General features: G+C 72.1%; 19 protein-coding genes. 13 read left to right on the forward strand and 6 right to left on the reverse strand.

Annotated elements, in window-relative coordinates:
* Window positions 1–27: 27 nt before the first annotated feature.
* Window positions 28–636: a 2-phospho-L-lactate guanylyltransferase gene (gene cofC / locus VGK78_RS17855; protein ID WP_331529079.1), complete on the reverse strand. Its 609-nt coding sequence runs from the start codon at window positions 634–636 to the stop codon at window positions 28–30.
* A 193-nt stretch (window positions 637–829) separates the two neighbouring features.
* On the opposite strand from cofC, the gene VGK78_RS17860 reads away from it, so the two are divergent.
* Both VGK78_RS17860 and VGK78_RS17865 read left to right on the forward strand, forming a co-directional pair.
* Window positions 830–1,564 (forward strand): lysophospholipid acyltransferase family protein, encoded by a 735-nt coding sequence (locus VGK78_RS17860; RefSeq protein ID WP_331529080.1) that lies wholly within the window; start codon window positions 830–832, stop codon window positions 1,562–1,564.
* Window positions 1,561–2,562 (forward strand): NAD(P)H-dependent glycerol-3-phosphate dehydrogenase, encoded by a 1,002-nt coding sequence (locus tag VGK78_RS17865; protein ID WP_331529081.1) that lies wholly within the window; start codon window positions 1,561–1,563, stop codon window positions 2,560–2,562. The genes VGK78_RS17860 and VGK78_RS17865 overlap by 4 nt, the downstream gene beginning before the upstream one ends.
* A 130-nt stretch (window positions 2,563–2,692) precedes the next feature.
* Here VGK78_RS17865 and VGK78_RS17870 read toward each other — a convergent pair whose 3' ends face one another.
* Window positions 2,693–3,775 carry an aminotransferase class I/II-fold pyridoxal phosphate-dependent enzyme gene (locus VGK78_RS17870; protein WP_331529082.1) on the reverse strand — a complete coding sequence of 361 codons (1,083 nt, stop codon included), beginning with the start codon at window positions 3,773–3,775 and terminating at the stop codon, window positions 2,693–2,695.
* 59 nt (window positions 3,776–3,834) lie between these two features.
* On the opposite strand from VGK78_RS17870, the gene VGK78_RS17875 reads away from it, so the two are divergent.
* Entirely contained in the window at window positions 3,835–4,965 is a 1,131-nt protein-coding gene (locus tag VGK78_RS17875) for a D-alanine--D-alanine ligase family protein (RefSeq protein WP_331529083.1), read from the forward strand.
* Between the two features lie 18 nt (window positions 4,966–4,983).
* Here VGK78_RS17875 and VGK78_RS17880 read toward each other — a convergent pair whose 3' ends face one another.
* A complete protein-coding gene (locus VGK78_RS17880) occupies window positions 4,984–5,430 on the reverse strand; it encodes a DUF3515 domain-containing protein (protein ID WP_331529084.1) in 447 nt (148 codons plus the stop codon).
* 116 nt (window positions 5,431–5,546) lie between these two features.
* On the reverse strand, window positions 5,547–5,783 hold the full coding sequence (locus VGK78_RS17885; protein WP_331529085.1) for an Lrp/AsnC ligand binding domain-containing protein: 237 nt from the start codon (window positions 5,781–5,783) through the stop codon (window positions 5,547–5,549).
* Between the two features lie 140 nt (window positions 5,784–5,923).
* Between VGK78_RS17885 and VGK78_RS17890 the strand changes: the two genes are divergently transcribed.
* Window positions 5,924–6,871: a thiamine-phosphate kinase gene (locus tag VGK78_RS17890; RefSeq protein ID WP_331529086.1), complete on the forward strand. Its 948-nt coding sequence runs from the start codon at window positions 5,924–5,926 to the stop codon at window positions 6,869–6,871.
* A gap of 187 nt (window positions 6,872–7,058) precedes the next feature.
* Here the strand turns inward: VGK78_RS17890 and rpmB are convergent, their stop codons facing one another.
* Window positions 7,059–7,244, reverse strand: a complete 186-nt coding sequence (gene rpmB, locus VGK78_RS17895) for a 50S ribosomal protein L28 (RefSeq protein WP_331529087.1) — start codon at window positions 7,242–7,244, stop codon at window positions 7,059–7,061.
* A 170-nt stretch (window positions 7,245–7,414) separates the two neighbouring features.
* Here rpmB and VGK78_RS17900 point away from each other — a divergent pair, with 170 nt between their 5' ends.
* The 9 genes from VGK78_RS17900 (at window position 7,415) to VGK78_RS17940 (ending at window position 15,433) form a co-directional block, all read left to right on the forward strand.
* Window positions 7,415–9,070: a DAK2 domain-containing protein gene (locus VGK78_RS17900; RefSeq protein WP_331529088.1), complete on the forward strand. Its 1,656-nt coding sequence runs from the start codon at window positions 7,415–7,417 to the stop codon at window positions 9,068–9,070.
* Window positions 9,071–9,077: 7 nt separating this feature from the next.
* Window positions 9,078–11,324, forward strand: coding sequence for an ATP-dependent DNA helicase RecG (locus VGK78_RS17905; protein ID WP_331529089.1), 2,247 nt, complete (start codon window positions 9,078–9,080; stop codon window positions 11,322–11,324).
* A 37-nt stretch (window positions 11,325–11,361) separates the two neighbouring features.
* Window positions 11,362–11,937 (forward strand): 16S rRNA (guanine(966)-N(2))-methyltransferase RsmD, encoded by a 576-nt coding sequence (gene rsmD / locus VGK78_RS17910; protein WP_331529090.1) that lies wholly within the window; start codon window positions 11,362–11,364, stop codon window positions 11,935–11,937.
* A gap of 24 nt (window positions 11,938–11,961) precedes the next feature.
* Window positions 11,962–12,441 carry a pantetheine-phosphate adenylyltransferase gene (coaD, locus tag VGK78_RS17915; protein ID WP_331529091.1) on the forward strand — a complete coding sequence of 160 codons (480 nt, stop codon included), beginning with the start codon at window positions 11,962–11,964 and terminating at the stop codon, window positions 12,439–12,441.
* Between the two features lie 285 nt (window positions 12,442–12,726).
* The gene (locus tag VGK78_RS17920; protein WP_331529092.1) at window positions 12,727–13,251 is read left to right on the forward strand and encodes a DUF177 domain-containing protein; all 525 of its coding nucleotides are present in this window, start codon (window positions 12,727–12,729) and stop codon (window positions 13,249–13,251) included.
* A 58-nt stretch (window positions 13,252–13,309) separates the two neighbouring features.
* The gene (rpmF, locus tag VGK78_RS17925) at window positions 13,310–13,495 is read left to right on the forward strand and encodes a 50S ribosomal protein L32 (RefSeq protein WP_331529093.1); all 186 of its coding nucleotides are present in this window, start codon (window positions 13,310–13,312) and stop codon (window positions 13,493–13,495) included.
* 16 nt (window positions 13,496–13,511) lie between these two features.
* Window positions 13,512–14,255 (forward strand): ribonuclease III, encoded by a 744-nt coding sequence (rnc, locus tag VGK78_RS17930; protein ID WP_331529199.1) that lies wholly within the window; start codon window positions 13,512–13,514, stop codon window positions 14,253–14,255.
* A 13-nt stretch (window positions 14,256–14,268) separates the two neighbouring features.
* The gene (mutM, locus tag VGK78_RS17935) at window positions 14,269–15,129 is read left to right on the forward strand and encodes a bifunctional DNA-formamidopyrimidine glycosylase/DNA-(apurinic or apyrimidinic site) lyase (protein WP_331529094.1); all 861 of its coding nucleotides are present in this window, start codon (window positions 14,269–14,271) and stop codon (window positions 15,127–15,129) included.
* Between the two features lie 97 nt (window positions 15,130–15,226).
* On the forward strand, window positions 15,227–15,433 hold the full coding sequence (locus tag VGK78_RS17940; protein ID WP_331529095.1) for a hypothetical protein: 207 nt from the start codon (window positions 15,227–15,229) through the stop codon (window positions 15,431–15,433).
* Between the two features lie 101 nt (window positions 15,434–15,534).
* On the opposite strand, the gene VGK78_RS17945 is transcribed toward VGK78_RS17940, so the two are convergent.
* Window positions 15,535–16,170, reverse strand: coding sequence for a phosphotransferase (locus tag VGK78_RS17945; protein ID WP_331529096.1), 636 nt, complete (start codon window positions 16,168–16,170; stop codon window positions 15,535–15,537).
* Window positions 16,171–16,191 lie beyond the last annotated feature (21 nt).

Here is a 16,191-nt window from a genome sequence, read left to right on the forward strand (position 1 = left end):
CACCGGATCGGTGGCCCCTTCGTCGTGTCAGACCAGGATGGCGAGTCGGGTGTGAGCTCCGAGCCCGAGCGCCGTGGCCGCGGCGAGCGCGTCGGCATCGTCGACGTCGCGACGCAGCGAGGGCAGGTCTCCCGCGATCTCACGGGCTCCCGTGTCGAGGTGTGCCTGCCGCGACCTGTGCCCGAACCGCGGGAAGAACACGTCGTACGGCGCGGTGTACAGCGTCGTGCCGACCTCGTCCTGGTCGGCCACGAATGCGGCGCCGGCCGCGGACGAGAGGGCGGCGTCGAGATCTTCCGGGTGCAGTGCGGGCAGGTCGGCGCAGACGGCCACCGGCGTCGCGTCCGGCCAGCGTCGCTGCGCCTCGGCGGCGGCCTGGCGGAGCGACTCGTTGAGGTCCCCGGCGACGCCGTCGGGAATCGCCTCGCAACCGGCGGCGCGCAGCTCGCCGGCGAACCTCGCGTCGTCGGTGACGGCGAGCACCGCTGTCACCGACGAGGCCGCGAGGCATGCCCGCGCGGTGTCGAGCGCGAACGCGGCGGCCAGGGTGCGACGGCGTACCGGATCCCCCTCGAGCCGGGACTTCCCGCGTGCCGGCGGCTTCACCGGCAGCAGGACGACGTACGACGTGTTCATCGCGACGATCCTGTCAGGCGACGGGTGACCCGCGCCGACCGAGTAGCCTGACCCGAACGCCGGCGCTGGTGCCGGGCCGACCGGACACCTCGTGCGAACGCAGGGTTCGGGTGCCACGACGGGAGGGACGCTGGTGACTGTTCGACCCGTGCGACCCCTGCAGCAGAGGCGAGGATGGGCATTCACCCTGGCCGTGGGCATCCTGAAGCCGGCTCTGCTCGCGACCACGAGGCGCACCTGGATCGACGGCGAGAAGATCCCGGCCACCGGCGGCTGCATCCTGGTCTTCAACCACGTGTCCCACGTCGACCCGATCACCGCCGCTCACCTGGTCTACGACCACGGCCGGATGCCGCGCTACCTCGCGAAGTCGGGCCTCTTCCGGAACAAGGCGCTGGCCTCGTTCCTCACGGCCGCCGGCCAGATCCCGGTCGAGCGCCTGAGCCGCAACGCCAAGGGCGCGTTCGACGCAGCGGTCGCCGCCGTGGAGGCGGGCGAGTGCGTGGTGGTCTACCCCGAGGGGACCCTGACCCGCGATCCCGACCTGTGGCCGATGGCCGGGAAGTCCGGTGCCGCGCGGATCGCGCTCGCGACCGGGTGCCCGGTGATCCCGGTCGGGCAGTGGGGTGCGCACGACCTGCTGTACCCGTACGCCAAGAAGCCGCACCTGTTCCCGCGCACCCGGATCACCATGAAGGTCGGCGACCCGGTGCCGCTGGACGACCTGCGCGACAAGCCGCGGACCACCGAGACCGTCAACGAGGCGACCAGGCGGATCATGGCGGCCCTCACCGCCCTGGTGGCAGAGCTTCGGCACGAGGTGCCGCCACCCGAGCCGTTCGACCCGCGCAAGGCCGGCCTGCGTGAGACGGGCAACCCCAGGAAGACCCAGCGGGCCGAGGACGACCGGAGGTCGAGGGGCGCATGACGCAGGTATCCGTGCTCGGGGCGGGTTCGTGGGGGACCGCGTTCTCGCTGGTGCTGGCGGACGCGGGCAACGGCGTGACGTTGTGGGCGCGCCGCGAGGAGGTCTGCGACACCATCAACCAGCGTCGTGAGAACACCGACTACCTCCCGGGTGTCGAGCTCCCGCCGGCCGTGGTCGCCACCCACGACACCGAGAAGGCGATCGCGGGCGCGGACGTCGTGGTGTTCGCGGTGCCGTCGCAGACGTTCCGCAGCAACCTGGAGCAGTGGGCGCCGTACGTCGCGGACTCGGCGGTGATGGTCTCGCTGATGAAGGGCGTCGAGCTCGGCACCCTCAAACGGATGAGCGAGGTCATCACCGAGGTGACCGGCGCCGACGCTGCGCGCGTCGCGGTGGTGAGCGGGCCCAACCTGTCCCACGAGATCGCCCAGCGCGAGCCGGCCGCGTCCGTCGTGGCGTGTACCGACGAGGACGTCGCCAAGCAGGTGCAGCACCTGGTGCACGGCCCCGCGTTCCGCCCCTACACCAGCGTCGACGTCGTCGGCTGTGAGCTCGGCGGCGCCTACAAGAACGTCGTCGCGCTCTCGGTCGGGATGGCCGTCGGGCTGGGCTTCGGTGACAACACCACGGCTTCGCTGATCACCCGCGGCCTGGCTGAGACCGCTCGGCTGGCGATGGCCATGGATGCCAACCCGCTGACGCTGATGGGACTTGCCGGGCTCGGCGACCTGGTGGCGACGTGTTCGTCACCGTTGTCGCGCAACCGGACGTTCGGCGAGAAGCTCGGGCTCGGCATGACCACCCAGGAGATCGTCGCGTCGACCCGGCAGGTGGCCGAGGGCGCCAAGTCCTGCTCCTCGCTGGTCGCGCTGGCCCAGAAGGTGGGCGTGGACACGCCGATCGCCGAGCACGTCGAGGCGGTCGTCGACGGCCGGATGACCGCGCCGGACATGATGGAGTCGTTCATCCGCCGCGACACGAAAGCCGAGATCGACTAGCGGCTGATCGGGGCGGCGGTTTCCCCGGTACACCGGGGAAGGCTGACGTTCCGGGGTGAAATGTCGGCCGGGAACGTCATGGATCGGCTGGGAACCTCCCGCCGGGCCGCGTCGCGGACGGCCGCCGACGCTAGGTGTCGACGACCTCGAGTGCCCGCTCCAGGTCGGCCCACAGATCCTCCACGTCCTCGACGCCGACACTGAGGCGCACCAGTGCATCGGGGATCGTGGCCGGCTCGGACTTCCAGCGGCGGCGACGCTCCAACGTCGACTCCACCCCCCCGAGCGAGGTCGCGTGCACCCACAGCGACGTGGACCGCACCAGTCGGTCTGCGGCGTCGGGGCCGCCGTCGAGCACGATCGAGACGATGCCGCCGAATCCCGGGTAGCGCACCTCGGACACCGCCCGATGCGCGCGCAGGCGCTCGGCCAGGTCGCGGGCGTTGCTCTCGGCGCGCTCGACCCGGAGGTGGAGGGTGCGCAGCCCGCGCAGCGCGAGCCATGCTTCCAGGGTGCCGGGGATCGCGCCGACCAGGTCGCGCCTGCCCTTGAGGACGTCGTACAGCTGATCGTCGGCGGTGACCAGCGCCCCGAGCATCGCGTCGCCGTGGCCCGCGAGGTACTTGGTGGCCGAGTGCACGACCACGTCGGCGCCCATCGTCAGCGGTCGCTGCCGCAACGGTGTCGCGAAGGTGTTGTCGACGACGACGTACGCGCCCGCGTCGTGGGCGACCCGGGCGATGGTCTGGATGTCGGCGAGCTCGAGAGCCGGGTTGGTCGGCGACTCGAGCCAGACCAGCGCCGCGTCGTCGCAGGCCTTGGCCACGGCCTCGGTGTCGGTGACGTCGACCAGGCGTGCGGTCAGCCGGCCGCGGGCCTCGAGGTCGGCCACCTGCATGACCGTGCCGTTGTAGGCGTGCCGCGGCGCGACGACCGTCGCGCCCTGGCCGACCAGGTCCAGCACGGTCGCGACCGTGGCCAGGCCCGACGAGAACGCCAGGCAACGGCCACCTTCGAGGGCGCCGAGCGCCTCCTCGAACGCCGACCACGTGGGGTTGCCGTAGCGGCCGTACTCGAGGTCGCCGGTCGCGCCGTACGTCGACGCCATGGTGATCGGGTGGTTGAGGGGGCGGTCGGGCTCGTGCGGCGGACGGCCCGCGGTGACCGCGGTGGTGGCGGGGGACCAGGTCTCGGCTGCGCTCGGATCGGGCATGCCGCGAGCGTACGGCGAGGCGGTGGGGGCGCGGCACGGCCCCGGATAGGGTGCGTCCGATGAGCGAGCACTCGGGCCCGACCCGCAAGCCCCGCGTCGCGATCGTCTTCGGCGGACGCTCCAGCGAGCACGCGATCAGCTGCGTCACGGCGGGCAGCGTGCTCGCGGCGATCGACCGCACGGCGTACGACGTGGTGCCGATCGGGATCGCCCCGGACGGGCGCTGGGTGCTCGAGTCCGGTGACACCGACCGGCTGCAGATCAAGGGGCCCGATCAGCTGCCGAGCGTCGACGGTGACCGGGCCACGGTCGCGCTGCTGCGCGAGGCGGGCAGCACAGACCTCGTCGTGCACGAGCCGTCACAGCCGCCGCACACTCTCGGGGAGGTCGACGTCGTGTTCCCCCTGCTCCACGGTCCGTGGGGTGAGGACGGCACGATCCAGGGGATGTTCGAGATGGCCGGCGTCCGGTACGTCGGTGCCGGGGTGCTGGCGAGCGCCGTCGGCATGGACAAGTCCTACGCGAAGCTCGTGCTCCGCGCGGCCGGGCTGCCCGTGATGCCCTCGGTCACGGTGACCGCGCGTGAGTGGTACCGCGACCCCGACGGTGTCCGGCACCGGGTCGCCGAGCTCGGCTTCCCGCTCTTCGTGAAGCCGGCCCGGGCCGGGTCGAGCATGGGGATCGGCAAGGTGCACGACGCCGGCGAGCTCGACGCGGCCGTGGAGGAGGCGCACCGGCACGACCCGAAGGCGCTGGTCGAGCAGGCCGCGGTCGGTGCTCGCGAGGTCGAGTGCGGCGTGCTGGAGGCACTGGACGGCACCCCTGAGACCAGCGTGCCGGCCGAGATCATCGTGGGTGGCGAGCACGAGTTCTACGACTTCGCGGCGAAGTACCTCCCCGAGGAGCACACCGAGCTCGCGGTGCCGGCCGACCTCCCGGAGGCGACCGCGGCGGAGCTGCGCGAGATGGCGGTGCGCGCGTTCGCCGCGATCGACGGCGAGGGACTGGCCCGGGTCGACTTCTTCGTGATGCCCGACGGGTCGCTGGTCGTCAACGAGATCAACACGATGCCGGGTTTCACCCCGACGTCGATGTACCCGCGGATGTGGGCGGCGAGCGGCGTCGACTACCCGGCGCTGGTGGACCGGCTGATCCGGCTCGCGCTGCGGCGTACCACGGGGCTTCGATGAGCCCGGGACTGACCGAGGTCAGTGGCAGGGCTTCACGAGCTTCGTGTACTGCTTGACCATCGGTGCCAGCTCGACCATGGCCGCGGCCAGGCCGTTGGGCCGGTACGTCGCGGGGACCGTCACCTGCAGGATCGGCCGGTACCCGGCGGTGGACATCACGACGTCCTCCGAGTCGTCGTCGACCTGCGCCTCGGGCACGAACCAGCCGACGCCGTCCGCCTCTGTGCACCCCGCGGTCTTCGAGAAGTCCGCCGGCACCGGCACCCCGCACTGGGCGATGATCGCCGGGTCCCCCCAGGCGGCGCCGAGGGCCTCGGCAGGCTGAGTCTTGCGGCGGGACTGACCGGCCAGGTCATGGGGCAGCGCGTTCACCACACGTTGACAGACCGCCTGGTCGGTGGGTGTCAGACGGAGCGTCGGGATGCTGACCGGCTCCTTGCCGCACGCGACCAGGACCAGCCCCACGCAAGCCATCCCGACGGACAGACGCGCGCCCCGGGTCCGCACGTGCGGCCTGAGGCGCGACGGGGGTTGAGCCAAGGCAGATCGGGTCGTGTCGGATCGGTTCGGTTCGGGTCTGGTCAGATGTGGACGACCGGGCAGGTGAGGGTACGGGTGATTCCTTCGAGGTTCTGCACCTTGGAGACGACCAGCTTGCCCAGCTCGTCGACGTTGCGCGCCTCGGCGCGAACGATCACGTCGTACGGGCCGGTGACGTCCTCGGCCAGGGTCACACCCTTCACCTGCGCGATGGCCCGGGCGACCTCGGCGGCCTTGCCGACGTCGGTCTGGATGAGGAGGTACGCCTGGACGACCATGGTTGTCTCCTCCGGTCGACGATGGGGATCGGGGGCCGTGCTGACCTGCCGGGCACAACCTACCGTGCGGTACGTCGCGCCCGACAGGTCGCCGGCCGGGTGCGGGACGACGTACGGCCGGGATCTGGTGGGATGTGCGCATGTCGTTCCCAGCTGACGCGACCCTCTCGGAGGCCGGCGAGTTCCCCCTGATCGAACGCCTCCAGGATGTCTTCGCGCAGGGCGAGCAGGTGCTGGTCGGGCCGGGTGACGACGCCGCCGTCCTGCGGATCCGCAACGGTCACATCGTGGTCTCGACCGACGTGCTCGTCGAGGGCAACCACTTCCGTCGCGACTGGGTGTCCGCCGCCGACATCGGGCACCGGGCGGCCGCCGCCAACCTCTCCGACATCAACGCGATGGGCGGCCGAGCCCACTCGCTGACCATCGGCCTGGCGGCACCGCGGGACCTGCCCGCGCAGTGGGCGCTCGATTTCGCGCAGGGCTTCGCCGAGGAGTGCGGCCTGGTGGGGGCCTCGGTCGTCGGGGGAGACCTGACGGCGGCCCAGATGATCGTGATCGCGGTGACCGTGCTCGGCTCCTGCACCCGGTCGCCGGTCCTGCGCTCGGGCGCCGAGCCGGGCGACGTGCTGGCCCTGTGCGGCCGCCAGGGCTGGTCGGCCGGCGGGCTGGCCGTGCTGGGCCGCGGCTTCCGCTCACCCCGGGTGCTGGTCGAGGCCTACCGCCGTCCCGAGCCGCCGTACGACGCCGGTCGAGTCGCGGCCGACGCGGGCGCCACGTCGATGATCGACGTCTCCGACGGTCTGCTCGCCGACGCGGGGCACCTCGGGGAGGAGTCCGGAGTCGCGATCGACGTACGCCGCGACGCCTTCGACGTCCCCGAGCCGCTGCAGGCGGTTGCGGCCGCCACCGGTGCCGACCCGATCAGCTTCATCCTGGGCGGAGGCGAGGACCACTCCCTCCTGGCGACGTTCCCCTCCGCCGACGTACCCGACGGCTGGACGGTGATCGGCTCGGTCTCCGAGGGCTCGGGCGTCACAGTCGACGGCGGTGAGTACGAAGGCCCCACGGGGTGGACGCACTTCTGACCGCTGGTCGTGGGCGCCGCCGGACGGTTCATCACGCTGAGTGGTCGAGCCGCCTCTGGGCCAGATGAGTTCCGCTGGCCGAGCGCTGCTTCGACAACCCAGCGTGATGAACCGTCCCTTAGAGCTCCCGGACAGCACGAAGCCCCGGACCACCAGGCCCGGGGCTCGGCAGAAGTCCTTCAGCCGGTCAGCGCGTGACCTTGCCGGCCTTCAGGCAGCCGGTGCACACGTTGAGGCGCTTGCGGGTGCCGTTCACGGTCGCCCGGACGCGCTGGATGTTGGGGTCGAAGCGCCGCTTGGTGATCTTCTTCGACCACGGCCGGTTGTTGCCGAAGCCCGGCTTCTTGGCGCAGATGTCGCAGACGGCAGCCACGGGTGTACTCCTGGATTGAGGTGGAACGAGGGCCCGCGCGCAGCGGGCAACCGGGAAAGAATATCCGACGCCCCCTCGGACGGACCAATCAGCGACCCGGCCTCCCGCCCATTACCCTGGCAGCCGCCCGGGCGAGCCGGGCGCGAGCCCACAGGAGCGTACGGCAGACGATGGAGGCCCCCACCGGAGGCGGTATCGAGCTGGCGGTCGTCCGGCGCTTTGTGGACGTCGCGGTGGACGCGCTGGCAGCCGCCCGCGAGGAGATCGACGCCCTCAACGTCTACCCGGTGCCCGACGGCGACACCGGCACCAACATGTACCTCACGATGAGTGCCGCCCGCGACGCCATCCACCAGGCAGCCGCGGACGACGCGGACCTCCTCACCGCGCTCGCCGCGTTCCGGCGCGGCGCGCTGCTCGGTGCGCGCGGCAACAGCGGCGTGATCCTCAGCCAGCTCCTCGGAGCACTGGTCGCCCGGATCGGCCGGGCGCAGAAAGGCGAGCGCAACGCGACGCTGATGGCCGAGGCGATGGCCGAGGCCACGGAGGCGGCGTACGCCGCGGTCGGCACGCCGGTCGAGGGGACGATCCTCACCGTCGCGAGGGCCGCCTCCGACGCCGCCGTACGCCGTGCCGAGGACGCCGGCACGCGGGCTCGTGACGTGTTCGCGGCGGCGGCCGAGGCCGCCCGCGAGGCGCTCTCGCACACGCCCGAGCAGCTCGAGGAGCTCCGCGCGGCCGGGGTCGTGGACGCCGGCGGCCGTGGCCTCAGCGTGGTCCTCGACGCGGCCGAGACCGTGCTCACCGGCCGGCGGCCGGTCTCGGCACCGCAGCCGATCGGCTCCCACACGATCCCGGTCCCCGTCGGCCCCCCGGGTCACGCCGGCCTGCGCGAGGGCGGGCCGGCGTACGAGGTGATGTACCTGCTCGACGCCGACGACGACGCCGTGCCGGCGCTGCGCGAGGCTCTCGGACCGCTCGGCGACTCGCTGGTCGTGGTGGGCGGGGAGCGGCTGTGGAACGTCCACGTCCACGTCGACGACGTGGGCGCCGCCATCGAGGCCGGCATCGCGGCCGGCCGACCGCACCGCGTCCGGGTCACGCACTTCGCCGAGCAGGTCGCCCGCCAGCGAGAGCAGGCCGACCGCCGTGCCCAGGACCGCAGCGGTCGGCGCATCGTCGCGGTCAGCGCCGGCCCGGGCCTGGCCCGGCTCTTCGGCGACGCCGGCGCGATCGTGATCGAGGGCGGACCCGGGAACCGCCCCTCGACCGGGGCGATCCTCGAGGCCGTCACCGAGTCGGGGGCGGCCGAGATCGTGATCCTGCCCAACGACCACGACTCCGTCCGCGCAGCCCGGATCGCCGCCCGCACCGCCGAGGAGGACCTCGACGTGCGGGTCGCGGTGATCCCCACCGAGGCGCAGGTCCAGGGGCTCGCCGCACTGGCGGTCCACGAGCCGGCCCGAGGCTTCGACGCCGACGTGCTCGAGATGACCGCGACCGCTCGCCACACCCGTCACGGCGCGGTCACCATCGCCGCGCGCCGGGCGATCACCATGGCCGGCCCGTGCGAGCCCGGCGACGTGCTCGGCGTGATCGAGGGCGACTTCGCCCTCGTCGGCCACGACCTGACCGACGTCGCGACCGAGATCCTCGAGCGGATGCTCGGTGGTGGCGGCGAGCTGGTGACCCTCGTCAGCGGCACCGGTGCGAACGGTCTCGCCCAGCGCTGCGAGGAGTACGTCGCCGACCGGCACGCCCATGTCGACGTCGTGGTGTACGACGGGGGGCAGGACCGCTACCCCCTCCTGATGTCCGTGGAGTGACGACAGAGTGATCAGCCTCGACTCGCCCGTCGCGACCGTGCTCGGCGCGCAGACCAAGAAGGGCACGGCGAAGAACGCCGCGACCAGGCTCGGCATCCGCACCGTCGGCGACCTGCTGTACCACTTCCCCCGTCGCTACGTCCGCACCGGCGAGCTGACGAAGGTCAAGGAGCTGCGCAGCGGCGAGATGCTCACGGTGGTGGGCGAGATCGTCGAGAGCGAGGTCAACTCCTACCTCGACCGGAGGTCCGGCCGCCGGGCGTACCGGCTCGACACGGTCCTGCAGACCGACGGGCCGTCGCTGCGGATGTCCTTCTTCTCCAAGAAGGAGTACGTCAGCAAGCACCACGCCAAGCGGTTCGCCGTGGGGCGGCGAGGTCTGTTCGTCGGCTCGGTCAGCACGTTCCGGGGGAAGTGGCAGCTGACGAACCCCAAGATGGTGTTGTTCGGCGGCACCGACGAGGACGACCTGGCGGACGAGACGGTCGGGGCGACCGTCGCCTCGGTCAAGGCGCTGTTCCCCCTCTACCCGCAGACCAAGGGGGTCGACTCCTGGGACCTCCAGCGCGCGATCGCCTTCGCTCTCACCGTGGTCGACGAGCCGCGCGATCCCCTTCCGGACGACGTACGCCGTGAGCACCGGCTGCCCGACCTGGCGACCGCGCTCCGGCAGATCCATGCGCCCGACTCGTGGCCGGAGCTGCAGGCGGCCCAGCGCCGGTTCCGCTTCGACGAGGCGCTGGTGACCCAGCTGGTGATGGCCCGACGCAGAGCGGCCCTCGCCGAGCTCGGTGGCCAGGCGCGCGCCGGCGGCGGCGGTCTGCTGGCGGCGTTCGACGAGCGACTCCCGTTCACCCTGACGCGCGGACAGCAGCAGGTCTCCGCGGAGGTCATGGACGACCTCGCCCGTCCCCATCCGATGAACCGTCTCCTGCAGGGCGAGGTCGGCTCCGGCAAGACGCTGGTCGCGCTGCGGGCGATGCTCCGCGTGATCGACTCCGGGGGACAGGCGGCCCTGCTGGCCCCCACCGAGGTGCTCGCCCAGCAGCACCTCCGCTCGATCACGGCGATGCTCGGCGACCTCGCCCAGGGCGGGATGCTCGGTGGGGCGGCCGACGGCACCCGGGTCGTGCTCCTGACCGGCTCGATGTCCAAGGCGTCCCGGCAGGAGTCACTGCTGGCGGCGGCGAGCGGAGAGGCCGGCATCGTCGTAGGCACCCACGCGCTGCTCCAGGAGCACGTGCAGTTCGCGGACCTCGGTCTGGTGGTCGTCGACGAGCAGCATCGCTTCGGGGTCGAGCAGCGCGCCGCCCTGACCGACAAGGCGGGTACGCCGCCCCACGTCCTGGTGATGACCGCCACGCCCATCCCGCGCACGGTCGCGATGACGGTGTTCGGCGACCTCGAGGTCTCGACCCTCACCGAGCTCCCTGCCGGGCGTGCGCCGATCCAGACCACCGTCGTGCCGCTCGCGGACCAGCCCGGCTGGATGAACCGCGTATGGGACCGGGTGCGCGAGGAGTCCGAGAAAGGGCATCAGGTGTACGTCGTGTGCCCGCGGATCACCGGCGACGAGCTCGAGCAGGGCGAGGCGGATGCGCCGGCGGAGGACGAGGAAGGCCGGCCCGTGGCGCCCGCGCACGCGCTGAGTGCCGCCGAGGAGGTCGTGGAGGAGCTGGGCGAGGGGGCGCTCAGAGGGCTTCGGCTCGACCTGCTGCACGGCCGGCTGCCACCCGACGAGAAGGACCGGGCGATGCGCGCGTTCGCGGCCGGTGAGACCGACGTACTGGTCGCGACCACCGTCATCGAGGTAGGGGTGGACGTCGGCAACGCGACCACGATGGTCCTGCTCGACGCCGACCGGTTCGGCATCTCCCAGCTCCACCAGCTCCGGGGTCGCGTCGGTCGTGGTGGCCTGCCCGGGCTCTGCCTGCTGGTCACCTCCGCCGAGGCGGGAAGCCCGTCCCGGGAGCGTCTCGACGCCGTGGCCGCCACCACCGACGGCTTCGAGCTCAGCCGGGTCGACCTGGAGCAGCGCCGCGAGGGCGACGTCCTCGGGCGGTCGCAGTCGGGCTACTTCAGCTCGCTGCAGCAGCTCCGCGTGCTCCGCGACGAGGACACGATCGTCGAGGCGCGCGAGGCCGCCACGGCTCTGCTCGCCGACGACCCGCAGCTCGAACGCGCGCCGGAGCTCCGGTTCCTCGTGACAGAACTGGAGCATTCACGGCAGTCTGACTTCATGGAGAAGTCATGACCGCACGGCGCGGGGTGCTCGGGAGTCCGGCGCGGCCATGACCCGCATCATCGGGGGACGAGTCGGCGGTCGGCGCATCAACACGCCGCGGGGGGTCAGCACCCGCCCGACCAGCGACCGCGTGCGCGAGGCGCTCTTCGCCACGATCGAGTCGTGGTGCGGGTCGCTCGCGGGGCTCCGGTTCCTGGACCTGTACGCCGGCTCCGGCGCGGTCGGGCTCGAGGCGTGGTCGCGTGGCGCGGGTGTCGTCACCATGGTGGAGCAGGACCGACGTACCGCCTCGCTGATCTCGGCCAACGCCCGCGACCTGGGGTTCAACCGGGCCGATGTCGTGACCGGGAGCGTCGCGATCGCCCTCGCCCGGCCGCCGACGGCGCCGTACGACGTCGCCTTCCTCGACCCGCCGTACGGGCAGCCGGAGCAGGACGTCGCCGACGACCTCGGAGCACTCGTCAAGCAGGGCTGGCTGGTGCCCGGCGCGATGGTCGTCGTCGAGCGCGGCTCGCGCGGGACCGAGCCCGAGTGGCCGGACGGGTTCAGCGACAGCCGGGAGAAGAGGTACGGCGAGACCGTGCTCTGGTACGTTCACGCCGCCGCGTCCAGCCCCGCCTAGCCGGTCCCGACCTCAGGAGGTTCCGTGCGTCGCGCCGTCTGCCCCGGCTCGTTCGACCCGGTCACGAACGGGCACCTCGACATCGTCGGTCGCGCCGCGCGCCTGTTCGACGAGGTGATCGTGGCCGTGGGCACCAACGTCAGCAAGCATCGGCTGTTCGACGCCGAGGAGCGGATCGAGATGATGCAGCGCGCGTGCGCCGCGCTCGCGAACGTCTCGGTCGAGGGGTTCAGCGGTCTGGTCACGACGTTCTGCGCCGAGCGCGACGCGTCCGCGATCGTCAAGGGACTCCGGGCCGCCGGCGACTTCGACTACGAGCTCCAGATGGCTCAGATGAACTCCTCGCTCACCGGCGTCGAGACCGTCTTCATCCCGACCAGCGCCGGGAGCGGCTTCGTCTCCTCCTCGCTGGTCAAGGAGGTCGCCGGCTTCGGCGGCGACGTCTCCCCCTTCGTCCCGGACTTCGTCCACGACCAGCTGAAGGCTCGCCTGGGCCAACGCTGACCCGGCAGAAGTGTGCTGTCCCTGCTCGCTGACCCGGCGGAAACGTGCGAGCGCCCGGGACGCTTCAGACAGGCCGATGTGAGGCCGCCTCGCGAGCAAGCTCGCCGCGGCGCTCGCTGCGGACGTTCCGTCCCGGCTCCGCCGGACCGGAACGTCCTCACTCGGGTCAGCGTCTTACGGCGCGGGTTTTGCGGGCCTGACCTGCCCGGATACGATACGTAGCGATCCGCTGTGTCCCGAAGTGAAAGCGAACCCCTGAGCAAACTGGACCCGAGAGCGCCGCTCGTGCTCGACACTCGCGAGCTCGGTCGCCGCCCGGGGTCCCAGCGCGAGGTGTTCCGGACGGTTCAGGCCCCGGCAGATCTGGGCATCGAGGTCCTCGGCGTCCCCGAAGGCTCTCAGGTCGAGCTCGACCTGAGGCTGGAGGCGGTCATGGAGGGCGTCCTGGTCACGGGGACGGCGTCAGCCGCCCTCGCTGGTGGGTGCGCACGGTGCCTGGAACCGATCTCCGACGAGGTCGAGGTGAGGTTCCAGGAGCTGTTCGTCTACGAAGACCAGGCCGTCGATCCGGACGAGGAGTTCGAGGTCAGCACGCTGCAGGACGACCTGGTCGACCTGGAGCCGGTGCTGCGGGAAGCGGTGGTGCTCGCACTGCCGTTCCAGCCGTTGTGCACCGAGGACTGTCCGGGACTGTGCGCCGAGTGCGGCGCTCGGCTCGCGGACGACCCGGACCACGGGCACGACGCGCCGGTCGACCCGCGGTGGTCGGCGCTCAGCGCACTGGCCGAGCCCGAGCAGCCAGAAGAGTGAGCACACCAGGAACGCACACGGACCCGCGGGAGTGGGTCCACCGACGTAGGAGAGAACAGTGGCAGTCCCGAAGCGGAAGATGTCGCGCAGCAACACCCGCCACCGGCGCTCGCAGTGGAAGGCCGTCGCGCCGACCCTGGTGACCTGCGCCAACCCCGCGTGCGGTGCCAAGCACCTGCCGCACCGCGCGTGCGGCACCTGCGGCCAGTACGGCGCCCGCGGCGACCGTCGCCAGGTCCTCTGACCCCGGCGCCGGACCGCTGAACTACGCCCCGCTGCGCGCCGCGCTCGGCGAGCCCACCCTGGACGCCGAGCTGCTGGAGCGCGCGCTCACCCACCGGTCGTACGCCTACGAGCACGGCGGGCTGCCCACCAACGAGCGGCTGGAGTTCCTCGGTGACTCCGTGCTCGGCGTGGTCGTGACCGAGACGCTCTACCGCACCCATCCCGACCTCTCCGAGGGTCACCTGGCCAAGCTCCGCGCGGCCGTGGTCAACGCTCGCGCGCTGGCAGGCGTCGGGCGCAAGATCGGTCTCGGCACCTACGTCAAGCTCGGGCGTGGCGAGGACACGACCGGCGGCCGCGACAAGGCCTCGATCCTCTCCGACACCGTCGAGGCGGTGATCGGCGCGATCCACCTGTCGGGCGGCCTCGAGAGCTCGGCCGAGGTGGTGCACCTCCTGTTCGACCCGCTGATCGAGTCGGCGTCCGCGCTCGGCGCCGGGCTCGACTGGAAGACCTCGCTCCAGGAGCTCTCGGCCGAGCACGGTCTCGGCGTCCCGGAGTACCTGATCTCCGACGAAGGCCCCGACCACATGAAGACCTTCACCGCCCAGGTGCGGGTCGCGGAGCAGCGCTACGGCAACGGCGTCGGCCGCTCCAAGAAGGAGGCCGAGCAGGCCGCCGCGGAGACGGCGTACGGCGAGCTGGCGGACTCGCTCGGCGTGGGCGACCCCGTGGCGGACAGCGTCGCCGACGAGGTCGCCGAGTCCGCCGACGACTGACTGGTCACCACCCGTGCCCGAGCTTCCCGAGGTCGAGACCGTCCGCGACGGCCTCCAGCGCCACGTGGTCGGTCGCAGGATCGAGTCCGTCACCGTCCTCCATCCCCGTCCGGTACGCCGCGACCCCCGTGGTCCGGCCGGGTTCGCCACCGCGCTGACCGGGCGCCGCTTCGAGGCGGCCCGGCGCCGCGGCAAGTACCTCTGGCTGCCGCTCGACAACGGCGACGCGCTGCTCGGTCACCTCGGGATGAGTGGCCAGCTCCTCGTCCAGGAGCCGGGCCGTCCCGACGACCGTCATCTGCGGGTGCGCTTCGGGCTCGGTGACCGGGAGCTGCGCTTCGTCGACCAACGGATGTTCGGCGGTCTCGCCGTCTCCACGGGGGGTGCGGCGCTGCCGCCGGAGATCGCGCACATCGCCCGTGACCCCTTCGACCCGGAGTTCGACGACGACCTCTTCGTGCGCAGGGTGAGGCGGCGGACGGCTGGCATCAAGCGGCTGCTGCTCGACCAGACCCTCATCTCCGGCGTCGGCAACATCTACGCCGACGAGGCGCTCTGGCGGGCGCAGGTCCACGGCGACCGGCCGGGGGAGCGGCTCCGCCCCGTGGACGTACGCCGGGTGCTCGCCGAGGCGCGGACCGTGATGGGTGCCGCGCTGCTCGAGGGCGGCACCAGCTTCGACAGCCTGTACGTCAACGTGAACGGTCAGTCGGGCTACTTCGACCGCGCCCTCCACGCCTACGGTCGCGAGGGGAAGGAGTGCGATCGCTGCGGTACCGCGATCCGGCGGATCGACTTCATGAACCGCTCGTCGTTCTTCTGCCCGCGCTGCCAGCCGGTGCCGCGGGTCCGGAGGACGCCGATTCGTACCTGACCCCTCACCCGAGATTGACCGCAGCGCATGGAGGTGTCACTCTTGAAGACGGCCCCCCGGACACGGCGGGTCCCCCACGTCGGAAGGCTCATCACACATGGCCAAGGCTCTGATCGGCCATCTGCAGCAGGACCGCGGCCTCCCTATCCGGCTGGCCGCCGAGAACCGTCAGCTGCGGGTCAGGATCGCCGAGCTGGAGGCGCTGGTCACTCGGTTGATGGAGGAGAACGACCGCCTCGCCGTCGCCACGGCGGCACGGGCCCTCGACCTCGACCCCGAGCACCTGGAGATGCAGCCGGCCTGACCCTCGCGGTCTCCCGGCTCACCCCGTCAGCGCACCAGCAACCCCGCCGTCGTGTTCGACGGCCGGTTCGCTGAGGCCTGCGACCGCGCGCCCCGGCGACGTCAGCACAGGCTGAGCAGCAGGTCCTTCGCCCGGCCCATCTGGGCCAGCTCGAGCTCGGTCATGTTCGGGTCGCTGCGACGCAACGCCACGGCGTCGTCGACGTACGGGACGACCTCCGTCGCCACCGCGCCCGTCATCGTCCCCACCAGCACCGCAACTACGTCGGCGTACGTCGCCGGCTCGGCCACCGCGACCTGAGCCAGGATCAGGCCGGACATCGCCACGTCGAGGCCGGGAGGACCTGGCCGGGAGTTGCTCCAGTCGATCACGACCGGACCGTCGTCCCCGAGCAGCACGTTCTGCGGGTGCAGGTCGAGGTGGAGCAGCGGCTCGGCACCCCACGGCAGGGCGTGCAGCCGGTCGAGGAGGCCGGCCAGCATCAGGCCGGCGTCCGACGGCGCGAGCGCTCCGGCGGTCATCGCCTCATCCATCCGCGGGCCGTTCACCCGCTCCTGCACGAGCTCGTGTCCGTCCCACGAGAGCACCGCCGGCACGGGATAGCCGAGCCCGGTCAGCCGGTCGAGCAGGCCCACCGTGGCGCCGGCACTCCGCGCGGGGTCGCGGAACCGCCGCAGCACGCGGTCGTCGTCCAGCGCGAACACCTCGGCCTCGCGCCCCGACGCCAGCACCTCCACGAGCGTGACCCTAACGGCGCA

The organism is Nocardioides sp. (genome assembly GCF_036503465.1).
Classification (GTDB): domain Bacteria; phylum Actinomycetota; class Actinomycetes; order Propionibacteriales; family Nocardioidaceae; genus Nocardioides.